General features: G+C 75.1%; 21 protein-coding genes. 8 read left to right on the top strand and 13 right to left on the bottom strand.

Annotated features, from left to right (window positions below):
• Positions 1-6: 6 nt before the first annotated feature.
• On the bottom strand, positions 7-1,296 hold the full coding sequence (locus tag LBW97_RS18835; protein WP_224500908.1) for a competence/damage-inducible protein A: 1,290 nt from the start codon (positions 1,294-1,296) through the stop codon (positions 7-9).
• Between the two features lie 107 nt (positions 1,297-1,403).
• Here LBW97_RS18835 and LBW97_RS18840 point away from each other — a divergent pair, with 107 nt between their 5' ends.
• Positions 1,404-2,147, top strand: coding sequence for a hypothetical protein (locus LBW97_RS18840; RefSeq protein WP_224500909.1), 744 nt, complete (start codon positions 1,404-1,406; stop codon positions 2,145-2,147).
• Positions 2,148-2,170: 23 nt separating this feature from the next.
• On the opposite strand, the gene LBW97_RS18845 is transcribed toward LBW97_RS18840, so the two are convergent.
• On the bottom strand, positions 2,171-3,604 hold the full coding sequence (locus LBW97_RS18845; protein WP_224500910.1) for a protein kinase: 1,434 nt from the start codon (positions 3,602-3,604) through the stop codon (positions 2,171-2,173).
• Positions 3,601-5,193: a protein kinase gene (locus LBW97_RS18850; protein ID WP_224500911.1), complete on the bottom strand. Its 1,593-nt coding sequence runs from the start codon at positions 5,191-5,193 to the stop codon at positions 3,601-3,603. The genes LBW97_RS18845 and LBW97_RS18850 overlap by 4 nt, the downstream gene beginning before the upstream one ends.
• 327 nt (positions 5,194-5,520) lie before the next feature.
• Here LBW97_RS18850 and LBW97_RS18855 point away from each other — a divergent pair, with 327 nt between their 5' ends.
• The gene (locus LBW97_RS18855) at positions 5,521-6,294 is read left to right on the top strand and encodes an enoyl-CoA hydratase-related protein (RefSeq protein WP_224500912.1); all 774 of its coding nucleotides are present in this window, start codon (positions 5,521-5,523) and stop codon (positions 6,292-6,294) included.
• Positions 6,295-6,420: 126 nt separating this feature from the next.
• Here LBW97_RS18855 and LBW97_RS18860 read toward each other — a convergent pair whose 3' ends face one another.
• Complete coding sequence (locus LBW97_RS18860; protein ID WP_224500913.1) at positions 6,421-6,639, bottom strand: hypothetical protein; 219 nt, start codon at positions 6,637-6,639, stop codon at positions 6,421-6,423.
• Positions 6,640-6,728: 89 nt separating this feature from the next.
• On the opposite strand from LBW97_RS18860, the gene LBW97_RS18865 reads away from it, so the two are divergent.
• Positions 6,729-7,367, top strand: a complete 639-nt coding sequence (locus tag LBW97_RS18865) for an MBL fold metallo-hydrolase (RefSeq protein ID WP_224500914.1) — start codon at positions 6,729-6,731, stop codon at positions 7,365-7,367.
• 25 nt (positions 7,368-7,392) lie between these two features.
• Here LBW97_RS18865 and LBW97_RS18870 read toward each other — a convergent pair whose 3' ends face one another.
• The 3 genes from LBW97_RS18870 to LBW97_RS20530 all read right to left on the bottom strand — a co-directional run bounded on the left by LBW97_RS18870 (position 7,393) and on the right by LBW97_RS20530 (position 9,026).
• Entirely contained in the window at positions 7,393-7,668 is a 276-nt protein-coding gene (locus tag LBW97_RS18870) for a GlsB/YeaQ/YmgE family stress response membrane protein (RefSeq protein WP_224500915.1), read from the bottom strand.
• 129 nt (positions 7,669-7,797) lie between these two features.
• Positions 7,798-8,286 carry an SRPBCC family protein gene (locus tag LBW97_RS18875; RefSeq protein ID WP_224500916.1) on the bottom strand — a complete coding sequence of 163 codons (489 nt, stop codon included), beginning with the start codon at positions 8,284-8,286 and terminating at the stop codon, positions 7,798-7,800.
• Positions 8,286-9,026 (bottom strand): GntR family transcriptional regulator, encoded by a 741-nt coding sequence (locus LBW97_RS20530; RefSeq protein ID WP_224500917.1) that lies wholly within the window; start codon positions 9,024-9,026, stop codon positions 8,286-8,288. The genes LBW97_RS18875 and LBW97_RS20530 overlap by 1 nt, the downstream gene beginning before the upstream one ends.
• Before the next feature lie 142 nt (positions 9,027-9,168).
• Between LBW97_RS20530 and LBW97_RS18885 the strand changes: the two genes are divergently transcribed.
• From LBW97_RS18885 to LBW97_RS18895, 3 genes are all read left to right on the top strand, one after another.
• Entirely contained in the window at positions 9,169-10,197 is a 1,029-nt protein-coding gene (locus LBW97_RS18885; protein WP_224500918.1) for an ATP-dependent 6-phosphofructokinase, read from the top strand.
• Between the two features lie 80 nt (positions 10,198-10,277).
• Positions 10,278-10,913: a TetR/AcrR family transcriptional regulator gene (locus LBW97_RS18890; protein ID WP_224500919.1), complete on the top strand. Its 636-nt coding sequence runs from the start codon at positions 10,278-10,280 to the stop codon at positions 10,911-10,913.
• Between the two features lie 56 nt (positions 10,914-10,969).
• Positions 10,970-11,581, top strand: coding sequence for a TetR family transcriptional regulator (locus tag LBW97_RS18895; RefSeq protein ID WP_224500920.1), 612 nt, complete (start codon positions 10,970-10,972; stop codon positions 11,579-11,581).
• A 7-nt stretch (positions 11,582-11,588) separates the two neighbouring features.
• On the opposite strand, the gene LBW97_RS18900 is transcribed toward LBW97_RS18895, so the two are convergent.
• Positions 11,589-12,881 (bottom strand): metallophosphoesterase, encoded by a 1,293-nt coding sequence (locus LBW97_RS18900; protein WP_224500921.1) that lies wholly within the window; start codon positions 12,879-12,881, stop codon positions 11,589-11,591.
• A gap of 147 nt (positions 12,882-13,028) precedes the next feature.
• Entirely contained in the window at positions 13,029-13,646 is a 618-nt protein-coding gene (locus tag LBW97_RS18905; protein ID WP_224500922.1) for a CYTH domain-containing protein, read from the bottom strand.
• A 75-nt stretch (positions 13,647-13,721) separates the two neighbouring features.
• On the opposite strand from LBW97_RS18905, the gene LBW97_RS18910 reads away from it, so the two are divergent.
• Entirely contained in the window at positions 13,722-14,693 is a 972-nt protein-coding gene (locus LBW97_RS18910) for an endonuclease/exonuclease/phosphatase family protein (protein ID WP_224500923.1), read from the top strand.
• A gap of 79 nt (positions 14,694-14,772) precedes the next feature.
• Complete coding sequence (locus LBW97_RS18915) at positions 14,773-15,639, top strand: PRC-barrel domain-containing protein (RefSeq protein WP_224500924.1); 867 nt, start codon at positions 14,773-14,775, stop codon at positions 15,637-15,639.
• A gap of 4 nt (positions 15,640-15,643) precedes the next feature.
• Here the strand turns inward: LBW97_RS18915 and LBW97_RS18920 are convergent, their stop codons facing one another.
• From LBW97_RS18920 to LBW97_RS20535, 4 genes are read right to left on the bottom strand one after another with little or no spacing between them, the layout of a single operon-like run.
• Complete coding sequence (locus tag LBW97_RS18920) at positions 15,644-16,405, bottom strand: nitrilase-related carbon-nitrogen hydrolase (RefSeq protein WP_224500925.1); 762 nt, start codon at positions 16,403-16,405, stop codon at positions 15,644-15,646.
• Positions 16,402-17,586: a pyridoxal phosphate-dependent aminotransferase gene (locus LBW97_RS18925; RefSeq protein ID WP_224500926.1), complete on the bottom strand. Its 1,185-nt coding sequence runs from the start codon at positions 17,584-17,586 to the stop codon at positions 16,402-16,404. Before LBW97_RS18925 ends, LBW97_RS18920 begins: the two co-directional genes overlap by 4 nt.
• Positions 17,587-17,624: 38 nt before the next feature.
• A complete protein-coding gene (locus LBW97_RS18930; RefSeq protein ID WP_224500927.1) occupies positions 17,625-17,840 on the bottom strand; it encodes an RNA-binding S4 domain-containing protein in 216 nt (71 codons plus the stop codon).
• A 5-nt stretch (positions 17,841-17,845) separates the two neighbouring features.
• Positions 17,846-18,565, bottom strand: coding sequence for an MOSC domain-containing protein (locus LBW97_RS20535; RefSeq protein ID WP_224500928.1), 720 nt, complete (start codon positions 18,563-18,565; stop codon positions 17,846-17,848).

Consider the following 18,565-nt stretch of genomic DNA (forward strand, 5'->3'; position numbering starts at 1 on the left):
GCTCCTTCAGGCGGGCGGACCACCCAGCAGCAGCTCGCGCAGCAGGTGCATCGCCATCGTGACGGATCGGTCCCGCACGGCCGACCGGGAACCGTGCAGGCGCAGCGCCCGCTCCCGGACCCCGTCGGGGCCGACCACGCAGACGTGCACGGTGCCGACCGGCTTGTCCGGTGTTCCGCCGCCGGGGCCGGCGACGCCGGTGATGCCCACCCCCACGTCCGCGCCGAACCGCGCCCGGACGCCGTCGGCGAGCGCGCGGGCCACCTGCGGGCTGACCGCCCCGTGCTCGGCCAACAGGTCCGCCGGGACCTCCAGCAGCTGCTGCTTCGCCGAGTTCGCGTAGGCGGTGACTCCGCCCAGCACGTAGGCCGAGGAGCCGGGACGCTCGATGAGCCGGGCGGACAGGAGCCCCCCGGTGCACGACTCGGCGGTCGCGATCGTCAGCCCGCGGTCGGCGAGAGCTCCGGCCACCAGCTCGTCGAGGGTGGGCCCGGTGGAGAAGAGGGTGTCCGCGTACCGCTGGGTGAGGACGTCGGAGAGCCGGTCGTAGACCGTCTGCGCCTCGGGCGCGAACCGGGTGACGATCTCCAGCTCGCCCTCGCGCAGGCAGGTGGTGACCTCCAGGCCGTCGAGCCCGGCCCCGGTCCCGGCCTCGCGCAGGGTCGACGCCAGCTGGGCCTCGAGCGTCCCCCACAGCCGCAGGGTCCGCTGGCGCAGCTCCGGCGCGCCCTCGAGCAGCTCCCGGACGCCCGGCGCGGCGACGGCTGCGGGCCACATCCCCTGCAGCTCGCCCGGCGGACCGGGGAGCACCACCACCGGCGGTCCGTCCCGTCCCTCGGCCGGCGGCACCACGAGGCCGGGCGCCGTGCCGACCGGCTCGAGCACCGTCGCGCCGTCCGGGACCACCGCCTGCTTGCGCACCCCCGCCGCGGTGGCGTCCGGATCGGCCCGCCAGCCCCGGCGGGCCATCAGCCGCTCGACGACCGCGGCCACCCGCTGCTCGAGCGCCGGGTCCACCGCGGTCGGACGGCCCTGGAAGTCGGCGACGACCTGCGCGGTCAGGTCGTCCGCGGTCGGGCCCAGCCCACCGGAGGTGATCAGCAGGTCCGTGCCGAGCCCGGCGAGGAAGCCCAGCGTGGCGCGCAGGTCCTCGGGCCGGTCCCCGACGACGACGACGTGGCCGACGTCGACCCCGAGCAGGCGCAGCTGCTCGGCCAGCCACGGCCCGTTGCGGTCGGTCACCCGGCCCGTGAGCACCTCGGTTCCCGTGACGACGATGCCGGCGCGCGTGACCACGGGGCCGACCCTAGGTGCGGCGGCTCCGGGCGGCAGGCCCGGGCCGTTAGCGTGGGAACGAAACCCGCACCGACCGGCGATCCGCCGGAGCCCGCGAGGAGGCACCGATGAGCACGCCGTCCGACCCGCAGTCCCCCGACTCGCCTCCCGGCCCGCGTCAGCCCAGCACGCAGGAGATCCCCGTGGTGACGCCGCAGCCGGCGGGGGCCACCTCCGTGCAGCAGCTCCCTCCGCCGTCGGCGCCGGCCCACGCGGCGGCGCACGCGGCACCTCCCGTGCCGGCAGAGCCGCAGCCGATCGCACCTCCGGAGCCGACCGCACCCCCGGAGCCGAACCAGCCCCCTCAGGCGACCGGCCCGGTGGACTTCGTGCCGGGGCTCCCCGAGCTCGGCACACCGCCGCCCCCGCCACCCGCGGCCGAGGGCTCCTGGCCGCAGACGCTGGAGAGCGACGCCGCCACGGCAGCGACGCCGAAGAAGGTCCGCGCCCCGCTCGACCGGACGCAGCTGGCCGCGGCCGGACTGGTCGTCCTGTCGCTGGTGCTGCTGCAGCTCGGACTGTCGCTGGAGTTCGGGACCGAGCGCTTCTGGTCCGCCGTCCCGCTGTGGTCGGCCTTCGCCACGCTCTGCGTGGTCCTGGGGCTGGCCGCCGTCGCCGAGCTGATCCCCGGCGCGCGCCGGCTCGGCAGCTCGGGGTGGACCATCGCGGCCGCGGGCCTGGTCGGGCTGGCGATCTTCTGGGTGCTCGTCGTGCTGCCGAACGCCGACAGCGACCGCGGCTTCCTGCACACCGCGGCGCTGGGTGCCCTCGGCGTCGCCCTCTGGCTCACCGCCGGACGACGCCCTGCCTGAATCCGGGGCCTGAACGGGCCTGGTCAGCCGTCCTTGCCCCGGCCGTTCCCCTTGCCGTTGCCGTTGCCGTTGCCGTTCCCGCGGCCGTTCTCGCTCCCGCCCCGCTCCCCGTTCCCCGCGACTGGGGCCGGAGCAGGAGCGGGGGCAGGCGCGACGACCACCGGCACCGGGACGGGAGCGGGCGCCGGAACGGGCGCCGGGGCCGGCTGCACCGGAACCGCCGGCGCGACCGCGGAGACGACGGTGACCACCGTCCCCGGGGACAGGGGGCCGACCGGGCCGACCTCGATCACCTGACCGGCGGGGATCTCGGCCGTCTCCCGGCCCTCCCGCCGCACCCCGAGGCCGCGATCGACGAGCTCGGCCGCCACCTCGTCGACAGGGCGCCCGACGAACTCCTCCGCGGCGATCGCGACCGACGTCGGCTCCGCGGCCTCGGCCACCGCCTCGGCGGGCGGGGCACCACCGAACTGCAGGGCAGCGACGCCGAGGCCGACGCCCGCGAACAGTGCGACGGCGGGGACCAGCAACCGCCGGCGCAGTGACGGGCGGCCGCTGCCGGGAGCCGTGAACGGACGGGTGCGCGGTGCGCGCGGAACCGGGGCCAGCGGACGCCCGGCCCGGACGTCCTCGACGGCGTCCCGGAAGGCGGCCGCGTCGGAGAACCGTTCGGTGGGGTCCTTGAGCAGCGCCCGCTCCACGAGGAGGCGGACCTGCTCGGGCACCTCGTCGGGCAGCGGCGCCGGTACCTCGCGCAGCTGACGCAGGGCGATCTGCACCGAGTTGTCGCCATCGAAGGCGCGGTGCCCGGCCAGGCACTCGTAGCCGATCATCCCGAGCGCGTAGACGTCGCTGGCCGGGCCGGCCTTCTCACCGGCCGCCTGCTCCGGCGAGAGGTAGTGCGCGGTGCCGACGACCTGACCGGTCTGGGTGAGCGGGGCGCTGCCGGCCGACCAGGCGATGCCGAAGTCGGTGACCTTCACCGTGCCGTCCCGCGCGACCAGCAGGTTGCCCGGCTTCACGTCGCGGTGCACCAGCCCGGCGACGTGCGCGGCGGCGAGACCCGCGGCCGCCTGTTCGAGGACGGCGAGGGTGAGGTCGGCATCCAGCCGGCCCTGACGGTTCAGGAGCTGGGCCAGCGACTCGCCCTCGACCAGCTCCATCACCAGGTAGGCCAGGTGCTCCCCGTCGGCGGCCGGTGTCTCGCCGTAGTCGAACAGCGCGGCGATGTTCCGGTGGGCGAGCGCGGCGGTGTGCTGCGCCTCGGCCCGGAAGCGGGCCAGGAAGGTGGCGTCGCCGGTGTACTCGCTGCGCAGCACCTTCACCGCGACCGGACGGCCGAGCACGGTGTCCCGGGCCCGCCAGACCTGGCCCATCCCGCCGGTGGCCAGCAGTGAGAGGAGCTCGTAGCGGCTCCCGAGCAGCGGAACGCCGTCCGGGTCGAACCGGCGGGTCACGGCTCTTGAGGCGTCGAGGTGACCGGAGCGGTGGTGGCGGGCGGCGGGGTGGAGGTCTCCGACGCGGTCGACTCGGCCGGCTCGCTGGGCTCGGGCTCCTCCGGGGTCGGGGAGGCGGCCAGGGTCGGGGTGGGGGACGACTCGGCCGGAGTGGGCTCGGCCGGCGCCGGCTCCTCGACGGACTCCTGCGTCGCGGGTGCGACCCGGTCGACGGCGGCGCCGGTCATGGCCGACCCGGGGTTCTCACTGCGCCGCTGGGCAGCGGCGGCGTAGTAGACGACCACCCGGTCGCCGGCCTGCATCCGCTCTCCGGCCGGCTCGATGCCGGTGACGCGGTCCGGCACCACGTCGTCGCGCACCTCGGCGCGCACGGTGACGATCAGCCCGAGCGCGGTGAGGCGGTCGGTGACCTCGCCGACCGGGCGGCCGACGTAGTCGTCCTCGGACAGCTCGAAGCTGCCGTTGATCCGCTGCTCGGCCACGGTCGTGGTGGACGACGGCGGGTCCGAGGTGAGCGCGTTCAGCACCGCCGCGGTGATCCCGGCACCGGCCAGCAGGCCGACCAGCGGGAGGAGGAGGACGGCGACCCGGTTGCGGCTCCGCGCGGCCGGCGGACGGGAGATCCCGGGCTCGGTCAGCGGTCCGCCGGAGTGGAGGTCGTCCGCCCTGCGGCGCCGCCCGGCTGCGGGAGCCGGCACGTGCCCGGCCACGACCGGGACCCCGACCGTGCCGTCCAGCGGCGTCAGCTCGCGGCCGGCCTCGATGTCGGCGATCGCGGCGACGAAGGCCGTGCCGTCGGGGATGCGTGCGGACGGGTCCTTGAGCAGAGCCCGCCCGATCAGGGTGCGCACGCCCGCGGGGAGCTCCTCGGGGAGCGGCTCGGGGTCCTGCTGGACCTGCTTGAGGGCGATGGTCACCGCATTGTCGCCCTCGAAGGCCGGCCGGCCGGTGAGGCACTCGTAGCCGATCAGGCCGAGCGCGTAGACGTCGCTGGCCGGGCTGGCGTGCCGGCCCTCCGCCTGCTCGGGGGAGAGGTACTGCGGCGTGCCGATGACCTGCCCGGTGCGGGTGAGCGCCACGCTGCGGGCCGACCACGCGATGCCGAAGTCGGTGATCTTCACCGTTCCGTCGGGGCGGACCAGGATGTTGCCCGGCTTCACGTCGCGGTGGACCATGCCGACCCGGTGCGCCTCGGCCAGCCCTGCGGCCGTCTGGCGGAGCAGCGCGAGCGTGGTCGGCGCGGGGAGCGCCCCCTCCCGGCGCAGCAGCGCCGACAGCGGCTCACCCTCGACGAGCTCCATCACCAGGTAGGCGAGCGTCTCCCCCGACCCGTCCTGCGCCGTCTCCTCGCCGTAGTCGAAGACCGCGGCGATGTTGGGGTGGCTGAGCGCGGCGGCGTGCTGGGCCTCGGCGCGGAACCGGGCGACGAAGGTCGGGTCGCCGGTGTACTCGCTGCGGAGGACCTTGACGGCGACCGGCCGGTGCAGGGCGATGTCCAGCCCCCGCCAGACCTGCCCCATGCCGCCGGCGGCGATCAGCTGGTGCAGCTCGTAGCGGTTCCCCAGGCACCTGCGCCCTGGTTCCACCACGGAGGCCACTCCTCGTCCTGAGCCCGGATTCTCGGGCTCCCTCGCCGTTCGGGTGCCGTCCGGCGCCCCACGGTTGCTGTCCACTCTGCCGTGCGGCTACACATGGCTGCCTGCCCATCGTCCCCGACCGGGGGACGTGCTCAGGACACCCACCCGATCGGGCGACCCTCCTCCGGCGCGCCGGTTGCACGGCGTACGCGGGGGAGCACAGGGCCTGCCGCGGGGACGAGCGGCTCCGGCGCCCCTCCGGAGCCGTGGCAGGGTTCCCGGCGGAGCGGGGAACGCGGCAGGCGCGGTCCTCCGGACGAGCCGGGAGGCGGGACGACGATGTCCGACACCGTGACCAGGGAGGACGCCGGGGGCGTCGCCACGCTGACCCTGCTGCGGCCGGGGCTGACCCACGCCGCCCGCCACGACCTCCTGGCCGCCGTCCGCGCCGTCGCCGAGGACGAGTCGGTGCGCGCGGTCGTGCTCACCGGCACCGGCCGCGCCTTCTGCGTCGGGCAGGACCTCGGCGAGCACCTGGCGGAGCTGCAGAGCGGCGTTCCGGCGCTGGCGGTCGTCGAGGAGGAGTACAACCCGCTGGTGCTGGCACTGGCCGCGCTGCGGGTGCCGGTCGTCGTCGCGATCAACGGCGCCTGCGCGGGTGCGGGCCTGGGGATCGCCATGGCCGGCGACATCCGAGTGGCGGCCGCCGGGGCGAAGTTCACCACCGCGTTCACCGGCATCGGCCTGTCCAGCGACTCGGCGCTGGCCGCACGCCTGGTGCACAGCGTGGGTGGCTCACGCGCCGCGGAGCTGCTGCTGTTCCCGGAACCGTTCGTGGCGGAGAAGGCGGCCGAGTGGGGCCTGGTGCACCGCGTGGTGCCGGCCGAGGAAGTGCTCGGCGAGGCCCGGGCGCTGGCCGAGCGGCTGGCCGCCGGCCCCACCGCGGCGTTCCGGGCGGTGAAGACGGTGCTGGCCACGGCGGCGACCGACTCCCTGGAGGAGACGCTGGCGCTCGAGGCCCGGCTGCAGACCGAGGTGGGCCGGAGCGCCGACCACCGGGAAGCCGTCGACGCGTTCCTCGCGAAGCGGCCGCCGGTCTTCACCGGCCGCTGATCCGGCGCACGCCGAGAACCCCCTCCTCCTGGCCCCGATGCCGGGGCGAGGAGGAAGGGGTTCTCCGACGGGGCACCTGCCTCCGGGGTGGGCCGGACCGACCCGGCGGCAGGGCGTTCGGGAGGGTCAGTCCGCGAGGACCGCGCAGAGCTGGCAGACGTCGGTGGCCACGAGGGGCCACTGCTGGTCAGGGGTGACCCGGGCCAACGTGCCGCAGACGGTGAGCTCGCAGGCGCCGTCGATCTCGGTCGGCGGCCGGTGCAGCTCCACGGCGTGCCACAGCGCGGCGGTGGAGCCGTGGGCGCGGCTACGGGCGGCGACGTGGACGGTCGTCTGCAGCATCATGCAGACGACGTCGGCAGGAGCCGCGCCTGCGGTTACGGGTTCCGGCGCCGGCCTCACCCCGAGGGGTGAGACGGGTGCAGGATGCGTCCATGCAGCTCACCAAGCACGGGCACGCCTGCGTCGTCCTCACCGACGGGGAGCGGCGCCTGGTCATCGATCCGGGCGCCTTCACCGACCCGGGCGCGCTCCAGGGCGCGACGGCGGTGCTGATCACGCACGAGCACCCGGACCACTTCGTCGCCGACCGCATGCGAGCGGCCCTGGCGGAGTCGCCGGGGCTCGAGATCTGGACGAACCGCTCGGTGGCCGCGCAGCTGGAGGGCTCCGGGGAGCGCGTGCACGTGGTGGGGAACGGCGACGTCGTCGACGCCGGAGGGTTCGAGGTGGCGGTGCACGGGGAGCTGCACGCCGAGATCCACCCGGAGATCCCACGGGTGGCGAACATCGGCTTCCTGGTCGCGGGGCGGGTCTTCCACCCGGGCGACGCCTTCACGGTCCCGGAGGTGCCGGTGACGACGCTGCTGGTTCCGCTGCACGCGCCGTGGTCCCGGACGGCCGAGGTCATCGAATACGTGCGGGAGATCCGGGCCGGCCAGGCCTTCTCCGTGCACGACGGGTTGCTCAACGACACCGGGCTCGGCGTCGTCGGGGGTCTGCTGGGCGAGCGGGGTCCGGGGATCCCCACGCCGCTGCGCCGGCTGGCGCCGGGGGACGCGGTCGAGCTCTGAGGCCCGGGCCGCGTCCCCCGAGCGGTCAGCGGACGGCGCCGCGCGAGCGACCGCCAGAGAGGGACTCCGCGACACCGATCAGGAGCACCGCCGCGATCACCGCGATGATGAAGCCGACGATGTTCAGCTCCCAGATGCTGGTGTTCCGGTTGAAGAGGTGGCCGATCATGCCGCCGATGACGGCACCGACCACGCCCAGGAGCAGCGTGGCCAGGATGCTCAGCCGCTGCTTACCGGGCTTGATGAGCCGGGCGAGCGCGCCGATGATGAGGCCGACCACGATGAGGCCGAGGATCTGCACAGCGTTCTCCTTCGTTCGTACCGGTGTGGCCCCGTCCCGGCATTCGCCGGTTGCGCACACCGGTGCACGACGAGCTCTGATACCCCGTGATCGCCCGCCGAAGCGCCAGATCCCCCGATCGGGGTCAATTCAGGCTGCGCGCCCGGCCCGCTCGACGTGCGCCGGGACCTTCGCCAGCTCGGCGTCCACGGTCCGCTGCACCAGCCGGCGCAGGGCTCCGCGCTGCAGCCTGCGCACCACCCGTCCCCCGGTGGTCGGCTCGTGGGTGATCGTGATCGTCACCCGTGTGCCGCCGGCGGCGTCCGCCAGCTCGATGCGCGTCGTCCACGTCTCGGGGGTGAGCCGCAGCCGGGTGGTCACCAGCCGCGTCGGCTCCCACTCCACGATCTCGCCCTGGGGCGAGCCCGCGGCCGGAGAGCCCTCGAGCCGACCGGGGGCGCAGACGAACGTCGTCCCGACGCCGGGTGCACCGGCGGCGCCGCCGAGGTCGTAGGAGACGTCGCAGACGGAGCAGTAGGGCTCCAGCACCGCCAAAGCCCGCCACACCTCGGCGGGCGGCTGCGGCACGTCGCACGAGCCGGTCGCCGAGGTCGCGGAGGTCCGGGAGGTGATGGCCATCAGCGGCCGCCCACCGAGACCTCGAACTCCACCTGGCTCACGTCCGGGCGCAGCCGCGAGAAGCTGTGCACCAGCGGCTCGCCGGCGCTGTCGCGCACCGTCGTCCGCACCACGAGCAGCGGCGAACCCGCCACCACCTGCAGCATCACCGCCTCCTCGGGCGCCGCGGTCCCGACGTCCACGACGATCCGGGCGTGGGCGAGGTCGGCGCGGTACTCGCGCCGGAGGTAGGCGTAGAGCGAACCCTCGCTGAAGTCCTCCTCCGCCGCCCGCGGGTAGAGCGTGGCCGGCAGGTAGCTGTGCGCGACGTGGTTGGGGGCGCCGTCCACGCTGCGCAGCCGCTGCAGCTCGATGACGTCGGCCGCTCCGTCGAGCCCGAGTTCCGCGGCGACCGCGGCGGGCGCGGGGACCACCCGCTGGGCGAGCACCGAGGTGCCGACCTGGGCGCCCTGCTCGGTCATCACCGAGCTCCATCCGGCGATGCGGTGCACGAAGCTCTCGCGGTACTCGTGCCGGATGGCCGGGCGGGTGACGTAGGTGCCGCGGCCCTGCTCGCGCACCAGGTGCCCGTCGGCCACCAGCCCGTCCACGGCCCGGCGGAGGGTGATGCGGCTGACGCCGTACTCCGCGCAGAGCACGGGCTCCGGCGGCAGCAGGGTCAGTTCCGGGAGAGAGGCCACCCGACGGCGGAGGTGCTCCCGGACCGAGAGGTACTTCGGTCCGGGTACTGGGCTGACCACGGCTCAAAGGTACTGGGAAACCAGACGTCTGGTCGTCATGTCGTATGAGACGTCACATCCGGTGGCGACGCGACGCCACGAAACGGCAGTCATCGAGACGTCATGACGTATGGTCGGGGCTTCCGACCCGGAGGGAGGGCCGATGCGCATCGGAGTCCTCACCGGCGGGGGTGACTGCCCCGGCCTCAACGCCGTGATCCGGTCCGTCGTGCGGACCGCTGACCACTCCTACGGCAGCGAGGTGATCGGCTTCCGCGACGGCTGGCGCGGGCTGCTGGAGGACCGCACCATGCCGCTGGACGTCGGCCGCGTGGACGGGCTGCTCACCCGCGGTGGAACGGTGCTCGGGTCCGCCCGGGTCGCACCCGAGCTGCTGCGCGACGGCCTGGACCGGATGAAGGCCGTGCTCGCGGCGCACGACGTGGACGTGCTGATCCCGATCGGCGGCGAGGGCACGCTCACCGCGGCCGCCATGCTCTCGGAGGCCGGGGTCCCCGTGGTCGGCGTTCCGAAGACCATCGACAACGACATCGACTGCACCGACCTGACCTTCGGTTTCGACACGGCGGTGAGCATCGCCACCGAGATGATCGACCGGCTGCACACCACGGCCGAGTCCCACCAGCGCGTGCTGCTGGTCGAGGTCATGGGTCGGCACGCCGGCTGGATCGCCCTGCACGCCGGGCTCGCCGCGGGTGCCCACGTGACGCTGGTGCCCGAGGAGCCGTTCGACGTCGACGAGGTCTGCCGGATGGTGACCGCCCGCTTCGAGCGCGGCGCCTCGCACGTCATCGGCGTCGTCGCCGAGGGAGCCACCCCGAAGCCGGGCACCATGTCCATCCGGGACGGCGGGGTCGACGAGTTCGGCCACCGCCGCTTCACCGGGGTCGCGCAGCAGCTGGGCGAGGAGCTGGAACAGCGCACCGGCAAGGAGGTGCGCACCACGGTGCTCGGCCACGTGCAGCGCGGCGGCACACCCACGTCGTTCGACCGGGTGCTGGCGACCCGCTTCGGGCTGCACGCGGCGATCGCGGCCCACGAGGGCCGCTTCGGGGAGATGGTGGCGCTGCACGGCACCGACATCGAGCTCGTGCCCCTCGCCAAGGCCGTCGCCCGGTTGAAGACCGTGACGCCGGCCCGGCTCGCCGAGACCGAGTCCTTCACCGGCTGACCGGGCACCGGAGCCCGGTCGCCCTCCCGGCCACGCCCCCGCCGCCTCGGCCCTCCGGCGGGGAGGGGAGGATCCCGGCCGTGGGAGACCGGGCCGGGGGGCCGAACCGCAGGTGGGAGGCCACCCACGAGCGGATCGCCGACGTGGCGCTGCGCCTGTTCCGCGACGAGGGCTACGGCCAGGTGTCGATCGCGCGCATCGCGGACGCGGCCGGTGTCTCGGTGCCCACCCTGTACGCGCACTACCCGAGCAAGGAACACCTGGTCATGCCCCCGCTCGAGCCCGAGCAGATCATCGAGATGCTGAACGACCACCCGCCCGACCGGCCGCTCGGGACCCGTATCCGGCTGGCGGCAGTGAGCGCGCTCCTGGGATTCGACGCCGACCAGCGCGCCCAGCTGCTCACGCGCTGGCGGATCATCGCCGGGAACCCGGCGCTGCGGCTGCGGGTGGGCGAGTTCGACCGGGAGCGGGCGGCCGTGGTGGCCGGGTTCCGCGCCGGGGGCGGCCCGATGCGGCCGGCCGAGCTGGTGGTCGCGGGCGCGCACCTCTCAGCGCTCACCTCCGGGCTGCTGAGGTGGGCCGACGGCGACGGGCGGCGCGACCTCGGGGAGTGCCTCGCCGAGGCCTTCGCCGCCCTCCCCGCGGCGGCGCCCTCCCCGGCCGACCGGCGTCCGCCCCTGCCGGACGGATCCGAGCAGCCCGACCCCGTGTGAGCGAATCGCCCCTCTGACGTGCGTGTTCACCGACCGCGGCGGGGAAGACTGGACCCGTGAGCGATGAGGACGGGCGGAGCACCTGGTGGGAGGGCACCCCCCCGGGGCGGAGCGCGCGGTGGGAGGAGACCCACCACCGCATCGCGGCGGTCGCCGTCGAGCTCTTCCAGGACAGGGGCTTCCTCGCGGTGGGCATCGCCCAGATCGCTGCCGCGGCCGGGGTCTCCGTGCCGACGTTCTACGCGCACTACGCCGGCAAGGAGCACGTGGTCCTGCAGCTGCCCACCCCGGAGCAGACCGCCGCCCTGCTGGCCGCGCAGCCGCACGAGCTCCCGATGGGTCAGCGGATCCGTCGGATGTGCGTGCAGGCGGTGACCGCCATGACCGGCACCGAGTACGAGGGCGTCCTGGCCGCCCGGTGGCAGGTGATCGCCTCGACGCCCGTCCTGCGCCACCGCACCGGCGAGTTCGAGCGCGCCACGGCGGCGCTGGTCCTCCAGCAGCTCGCGGTGGCCACCGGCCGGCCGGTCAGCCCCGCTGACGAGGTCATCGCCGCGGCCTATCTGTCGGCGTACACCGTCGGCCTGCTCGTCTGGGCGGACAGCGCCGGGCAGCGCGAGCTCCTCGAGTGCATCGAGGAGTCGTTCGACGCGCTCGACGCCGGCTGAGCCGGGCTCACCGCCCGGGCGCGCGGAGCTCCACCACGGTGACCTCCGGGCGGGCGCCGATCCGCATCGGCGGCCCCCAGAACCCCGCGCCGGCGCTCACGTAGAGCTGGGTGTCGCCGTGCCGGGAGAGACCCTCCACGGCCGGCTGGTCCAGCCGGATCGCGTAGTCGAAGGGCCAGAGCTGGCCGCCGTGGGTGTGCCCGGAGAGCTGCAGGTCCACTCCGGCCCGCGCCGCCTGGTCGACCATGTACGGCTGGTGGGCGAGCAGCACCACCGGCGTGGCGTCGTCGCGGCCGTCCAGCGCGGCGTCGAGGTCCGCGCCATGGCCGGCCAACCCGGAGGCGGCGGCGGTCCGGTCGTCGATGCCGGCGAGGTCGAACGAGGCCCCCCCGCGCACGATGGGCACCCGCTCGTTGCGGAGCACCTCGACGCCCAGGGTCGGCAGGTGCCGCAGCCACGCCTGGGTCTCGGTGAAGTACTCGTGGTTGCCGGTGACGAAGTAGACGCCCTGCTCGCTCACCAGGTCGGCCAGCGGGGCGACATCCTCCCGGAGCTCCTCCACGGTGTCGTCGACCAGGTCGCCCACGATCGCGACGACGTCGGGGCGCTGCTCGTTGATGATCTCCACCAGCCGCTCGAACCGGCGCCCGCCGTAGGTGGCCGAGAGGTGGCCGTCGGAGAAGGTGACGATGCGCAGGCCGTCGAGGGCCGGGTCCAGCCGCGGCAGGGTCACCGGGACGCGGCGGACGACCGGGGCGCTGTTGGCGAAGTACGCGCCGGTTCCGGCCGTGCCGAGCGCGACGGCGCCCGCCGTCACCGCCAGGCTCCGCGCGAGGAACAGCCGCCGCGACGGATCCGGGGGAGCGGGGCTCTGCACATCGCCGTCCTGCCGGACGGCACCGCTCTGCACATCGCCGTCCTCAAGGACGGCACCGCGGCCAGGTGCCGTTCCCTCGTCGGGCTGAGCCGTTTCGTCGTCGCTGCGCGGGCCCCTCCGGGGACCACTCGCGACGACCGGGTCTTCATTCTGCCGTCGCCGGATCAGGGCGGTGCCCAGCGCGCGGACGGGCTCCAGGGCCAGCAGGGCGAGGAACGCGTAGAACGCGACGCCCAGCAGGCTGAAACCCACCCAGCTCAGCGGGGCGGCGGCGTCCAGGGGCAGCCGGCCCCGGAGGACGACGGCCAGCACGGGCAGCACGGCGAGGACCACGGTGAGCCAGGTCAGCCGGCGCCGCAGCCGTCCCCGGCCGGTGGTGCTGCGCACGAGGCGGAACCACAGGTAGCCGTACAGCAGCCCCACGGCGAGCAGGACGCCGGTGCCGAAGCCCAGCAGGCCGATGAGCGACAGGACGGCCTCCGGGCCTCGGGGGTGGGACGACGGACTCCGACATCGTGCCCGCCGGTCCTCCTGGACGACGACGGGGCGCGGCGAGAGGTTCCCCTCACCTCAGCCGGACAGCCGGGACCCCAGTGCCGTGGCCAGCTTCGACGCCCGCGGCGACGACTGGGCGCCGGCGCCCACCAGCCGCTCCCCCACCGCCGTCAGCAGCGAGTCGTCCCCCGCGACGAGCTCCACCTCGACCTCCCGCCAGGTCCGCTCCTCGGGCGCCTCGCCCGGGAGGGCCGGATGTCGGGTGGCCCGGACGGTGTCGTCGGCGAGCTCGGCCAGCTCCCGGCCGGCGGCGTCGGAGAGGGCGGTGACCACCCGCCGGGTGCGCAGGGTGACCACCGGGGCGAGCTCGGCCCCCTCCAGCAATCCGGCGACCTCGGCGAGCAGCTCGGCGGGCACCTCGTCGCCGGAGTCCAGCGGGACGTGCAGCTCCCGCCGCGCCGCCCCCGCCGGCAGCTTGAGGTGCCACCCCTCGTCCGGGCCGCCGGTGCGGCGGCGGAGGGTGATCCGCGACCGGGCGAGCCGGAGCTCGGCGGTGTCGAGGTAGACCGCGACCAGGTCGTGGGTCACGGGCGTAGCGGCTGCCGCCACACCGGGCAGGCCGCCGAGATCCGGGACGACGAACTGGGGGTCGACGTCGAACTTCCGCTCGACCTCGAGCTGCTCGGTGACCATCCCCCGACGGTAGGGCCCCGCCGCCGGCCGGTCGCGCCGGTGGCCGTCCCCGCCACGCCTGGCTACCTTCCGGGCATGCGACCCCGACCCGCCCCGCAGCGACGCTGGGCGGCAGTCGCGGGCCTGCCCTGGGCGGTGTGGGCCGTGCTGCGGGCCGCCGGCGCGGAGCGCGGTTTCCCCCTCGTACCGGCGCTCGCCTTCACCCCGCATGCCGCGGCGAGCGCCGTCCTGCCGCTGGCGGCGGCCGTGGTCGCCCGCTCGCGCAGCGGCGCCGTCGTCGCCGGTCTGGCCGCGGCGACGCTGGCCGGCGCCGTGCGGAGCAACCGGGGAACCCCGCGGCCGGCCCCGCCGGCCGGGACCACGCTGCGGATCGCGACGGTGAGCCTGCGCAAGGGGCTGGTGCCCGCCGCATCGGTCGTCGACCTCGTGCGCCGGGAGGTGGTGGACGTCCTGGCCGCCCAGGAACTGACGCCGGACGCGGAGCGGCAGCTGCGGGCCGCGGGACTGGGCGAGCTCCTGCCGCACGGACACGTCGTCCCCGCGCGGCCGGGTTCGGTCGTCTCGGGCTCCGGCGCGATCTGGAGCCGCCTCCCACTGCACGCCCTCGGGAACGTGCCGGGCGAGTTCGAGCAGCCGTCCGCGCGGCTGAGGGTCGACGACGGCCTCGAGGTCGAGATGGTGTCCGTGCACTCCGCGCCCCCGGCCACCTCCCCCGGCGCCGTCCGCACCTGGGCCGCCGACCTGGCCACGCTGCCCCGACCCACCCCGGACGTGCTGCGGGTGCTCGCCGGCGACTTCAACGCGACGTGGGACCACGCGGCCCTGCGCGCCGTCCTCCGCCGCGGCTGGGTGGACGCGGCGCGGACCCTCGGACTCGGCAGCACCTGGACCTGGCGCCCGCTGCGGCTGCCGCTCCCCCGGCTGGTGCTGGACCACGTGCTCGTCGACCCGCGGCTGGGCGTCGTCTCGTGCTCGTTCGTGGCTGTTCCGGGCAGCGACCACCGCTCCGTCGTCGTCGACCTCGTGGTGCCCGTCCGAGCGCGGTGATGTTCACCGATCGGCCGCACGGGGAAGGCCTAGCGGCAGCGGCGCCCGTCGGAGCGCGCCGCTGCGGAGAGGAGCGGCCATGTTGAGCCAGCGCGAGGTCACCGCTGCGATCGGGAGCACCGCGTACGGGAGCGGCGGCGACAAGCTGGGCACGGTCGAGCACTTCTTCGTCGACGACCGGACCGGCGAGCCGACCTGGGTCGCGGTGACCACGGGCCTGTTCGGCACCCGGCACTCCGTCGTCCCCGCCCGTGAGGCCACCTTCGCCGAGGGACACCTGCGGCTCCCGGTGACCGCCGACGCCGTGAAGAACGCCCCCGCCATGGCCGGCGACCACCTCGACCCGGGCGAGGAGGCGGAGCTGCGCCGGCACTACGGACTGGGCGAGAGCACCGCGCCCGACCTCACCGCGCCGGCCAGGTCCGCCGACGCCGACACCGTGGCGGTGCCCGTGACGCCGCCGGTCCCGGCCACTTCCGAGACGACGGCGCGGCACGCCGCCCCCGACGTCACCGCGCCCGACGTCACCGCGCCCCACGCGGCGCCGAACCCGGCCCCGGCGTCCGACGGCGCGATGGTCCGCAGCGAGGAGCGGCTCCGCGTCTCCACCGAGCTCGTGCCCGAGCGCCGGGTCCGGGTGGTCAAGTACGTGGTCACCGAGGAGGTGCAGGTGACGGTGCCGATCCGCCGCGAGGAGATCCGCATCGAGGAGCTGCCGTTGGGGGCGACCGACGGGGTGCCGGCCGGCAGCCTCGCCGCCGGCACGCTCCCGGAGGAGATCGTCCTGCACACCGAGCGCCCGGTGATCGGCGTCGAGGTGGTGCCGGTCGAGCGGGTGCGGCTGCGCACCGAGCTGGTGCAGAGCCAGGAGACCGTCAGCGGCCAGGTGCGGCGCGAGCAGGTCGTCGTCGACCAGGACACCCTGCCGCCGCGCGACGCCGTCTGACGCCTCAGCCCCGGCGGTCGGCCAGGAAGCGGAAGCGGTCGCGGGTGGCCGCCACCTCGGCGGGGTCGACGTCGGCCAGCACGATCGTCTCGACGCCGGCCGCGGTGGCCAGCAGCTCGCCCATCGGACTGACGATCCGGCTGTCACCGGCGTGCTCGGTGCCGTCGCCGGCGGTGCCCACCCGGTTGCAGCCGACGACGTAGGCCTGGTTCTCGATCGCCCGCGCCTGCAGCAGCGTCTGCCAGTGCAGTCGGCGGGCCGCCGGCCAGTTCGCGACGACGACGTAGAGATCGGTGTCGGGGGCGGCCCGCCAGAAGACGTCGGCGAAGCGCAGGTCGTAGCAGATGAACGGCGTGATCCGCACGCCCCCGACGGTCACGGTGAGCGGCCCCTCGCCCGCCCGGAAGCGCTCGTGCTCGCCGCCGTGGCTGAACGGGTGCAGCTTCCGGTAGCGGTGCGTGGTGCCGTCGGGACCGGCCAGCACGAACGAGTTGTAGGGGAGCGGCTCGCCGTCGGCGATCTCCGGGCAGCTGCCGCCGACCCAGACGCCGCTCTCGGCGGCCTGAGCGGCGAGGAACGCCGCGGACGGGCCGTCCTCCGGCTCGCCGATGCCCGGCGTCATGGAGAACCCGGTGGAGAAGGTCTCGGTCAGCAGGACCAGCTCCGCGCCGGCTGCCGCTGCCCGGGCGACCTGGGGCGCGAGCCGGGCGTAGTTCGCCTCGCGGTCCTCCCAGACGATGTCGTGCTGCACCGCTGCGACCTTCATGCCGACAAACCCTTCAGCCGCTCGACGGCGTCGGCGAGGACGCCGTCGCTCTTGCAGAACGCGAACCGGACCAGGTGCCGGCCCAGTTCCGCGTGCTCCGGCGTGTAGAAGACCACGGTCGGGATCGCGACGACGCCGGCCAGCCCGGGCAGCTCACGGCAGAACGCCAGACCGTCGCCGTCGGAGCGCACCGGGCGGACGTCGACCGTGGCGAAGTAGGTGGCCTCGGGGCTCACCACCCGCAGCCCGGCCTCCCGCAGCCCGGTGACCAGGACGTCGCGGCGGTACTGCAGGTCACGGGCGACGCCGGCGAAGTAGTCGTCGGGGAGCCGGAGCCCCGCGGCGACCGCGGGCTGGAACGGTCCACCGTTGACATAGGTCAGGAACTGCTTGGCGGTGCGGACGGCGGCGACCAGCGGCGCGGGACCGCAGATCCAGCCGATCTTCCAGCCGGTCACGTTGAACGTCTTGCCGGCGCTGGAGACGACGAGGGTGCGCTCGCGCATGCCGGGGAGCGTGGCGGGGGAGAGGTGCCGGGCGCCGTCGAAGACCAGGTGCTCGTAGACCTCGTCGGTGAGCACGGTGAGGTCGTGCTGCTGCGCCAGCCCGGCCAGCACCGCCAGCTCGTCGGCGGTGAACACCTTGCCGGTGGGGTTGTGCGGGGTGTTGACCAGCAGCAGCCGGGTGCGCGGGGTGATCGCGGCACGCAGCTCGGCCTCGTCGAAGGTCCAGGCACCGGAGCCGTCCACCGGCGGGTGGAGGGGCACGGCCCGCACCACCCCACCGGCCATCGCCACCGAGGCGCTGTAGCTGTCGTAGATCGGCTCGAAGAGCACGACCTCGTCGCCGGGCTCGAGCAGGCCGAGCATCACCGACGCCAGCGCCTCGGTGGCCCCGGCGGTGACCAGCACCTCGGTGCCGGGGTCGTAGCTGAGTCCGCGGAAGCGCTGGACGTGCTCGGCGATCGCGGCCCGCAGCTCGGGGATGCCGGGGCCGGGCGGGTACTGGTCGGCGCCGGTGCCGATGGCCGAGCGGGCGACGTCGAGCACCTCGGGCGGGCCCGGGTAGTCGGGAAAGCCCTGACCGAGGTTGACCGAGCCGGTGTCGATCGCCAGCGCGCTCATCTCGGCGAAGACCGTCGTCCCGAAGCCGTGCAGCCGGGAGGCCAGCGGTGCGCTCACGGTGCTCCTCCCCGGTTCCACGTGGAACCGCTGGTCGCTCAGCGGATGCGGACGTCCTCGTGACCGACGATCGAGACGACGTCGCCCTTGTGGAGCTGCCGGCCCCGGCGCTCCTCCTGGTCCCCGTTCACGGCCACCGCGCCGGAGAGCAGGACGTCCTTCACCTGGGCGCCGGTGGGCACGGCGTCGACGAGCTTGAGCAGCTGGCCGAGCCGGATGGTGTCCTCGCCGGGACGCAGATCGATGGTGCGCACGGTGCTCAGTCTGCCGTCGGCGCCAGGACGTCGCCGACCCGGACCGTCCCGGACCCGAGGACGGCGGCCCGCACGGCGAGCAGACCGTCCCGTTCCCGGTGGATCGTCTTGAGCACCGAGGTGTCCCGGCCGAGGCCGCCGGGCTGCGGTCGGGTGGTCATGACGCAGCGGGGGATCGGCGCGCCGACGCGCAGCCGGACGCCGCCCACAGTGGCCTCCAGCCCCCGCAGCCGGTCCTCCCCCTCGCCGTCCAGGACGACGTTGGCGCGGAACCGGCGGCGGTCCCAGCCGCCGAGCGTGCCGGTGGAGACCAGCGACAGCCGGATCCGTGGGCTGTCGTGGAACGGGCCGGCAGCGCCCTCCCACTGCAGCCACTCGCTGGGATCGGGCGCCTCCTCGTCTGCCGGCGTCTCGTAGGTCGGCGCCACGTCGTCAGCAGCTTCCCGCAGCTCCACCCGGCGGCCGAGCCAGCCGGAGAGGACGGCGTCGTCGCTGGTGACCGTGCCGTCGGGGAGCACCACCTCGACGCGGCCGTCGTCGCGCAGCCGGGCGGCGCCGAACAGCAGCTCGGGCACCCGCCGCGCGGTGAGTCCCAGCCCGGTGTCCCGGTCGAACAACGCCCACCGCCGGTCGCCGGCGATGCCGAGCGGGTCGATCTCCGCCACGGCCAGCCGCTCGCCCTGGAGCGACTTCACCGGATGGCGCCAGAGCTCGTGCACCCGCAC

Source organism: Blastococcus sp. LR1, from assembly GCF_020166105.1.
Taxonomy (GTDB): domain Bacteria; phylum Actinomycetota; class Actinomycetes; order Mycobacteriales; family Geodermatophilaceae; genus Blastococcus.

Excerpts from the sequence above, each read along its gene's own strand:
- LBW97_RS18840 (WP_224500909.1), top strand. The coding sequence starts at position 1,404 with ATGAGCACGCCGTCCGACCCGCAGTCCCCCGACTCGCCTCCCGGCCCG.
- LBW97_RS18855 (WP_224500912.1), top strand. The coding sequence starts at position 5,521 with ATGTCCGACACCGTGACCAGGGAGGACGCCGGGGGCGTCGCCACGCTG.
- LBW97_RS18860 (WP_224500913.1), bottom strand. The coding sequence starts at position 6,639 with ATGATGCTGCAGACGACCGTCCACGTCGCCGCCCGTAGCCGCGCCCAC.
- LBW97_RS18865 (WP_224500914.1), top strand. The coding sequence starts at position 6,729 with ATGCAGCTCACCAAGCACGGGCACGCCTGCGTCGTCCTCACCGACGGG.
- LBW97_RS18875 (WP_224500916.1), bottom strand. The coding sequence starts at position 8,286 with ATGGCCATCACCTCCCGGACCTCCGCGACCTCGGCGACCGGCTCGTGC.
- LBW97_RS18885 (WP_224500918.1), top strand. The coding sequence starts at position 9,169 with ATGCGCATCGGAGTCCTCACCGGCGGGGGTGACTGCCCCGGCCTCAAC.
- LBW97_RS18905 (WP_224500922.1), bottom strand. The coding sequence starts at position 13,646 with ATGGTCACCGAGCAGCTCGAGGTCGAGCGGAAGTTCGACGTCGACCCC.
- LBW97_RS18910 (WP_224500923.1), top strand. The coding sequence starts at position 13,722 with ATGCGACCCCGACCCGCCCCGCAGCGACGCTGGGCGGCAGTCGCGGGC.
- LBW97_RS18915 (WP_224500924.1), top strand. The coding sequence starts at position 14,773 with ATGTTGAGCCAGCGCGAGGTCACCGCTGCGATCGGGAGCACCGCGTAC.
- LBW97_RS18920 (WP_224500925.1), bottom strand. The coding sequence starts at position 16,405 with ATGAAGGTCGCAGCGGTGCAGCACGACATCGTCTGGGAGGACCGCGAG.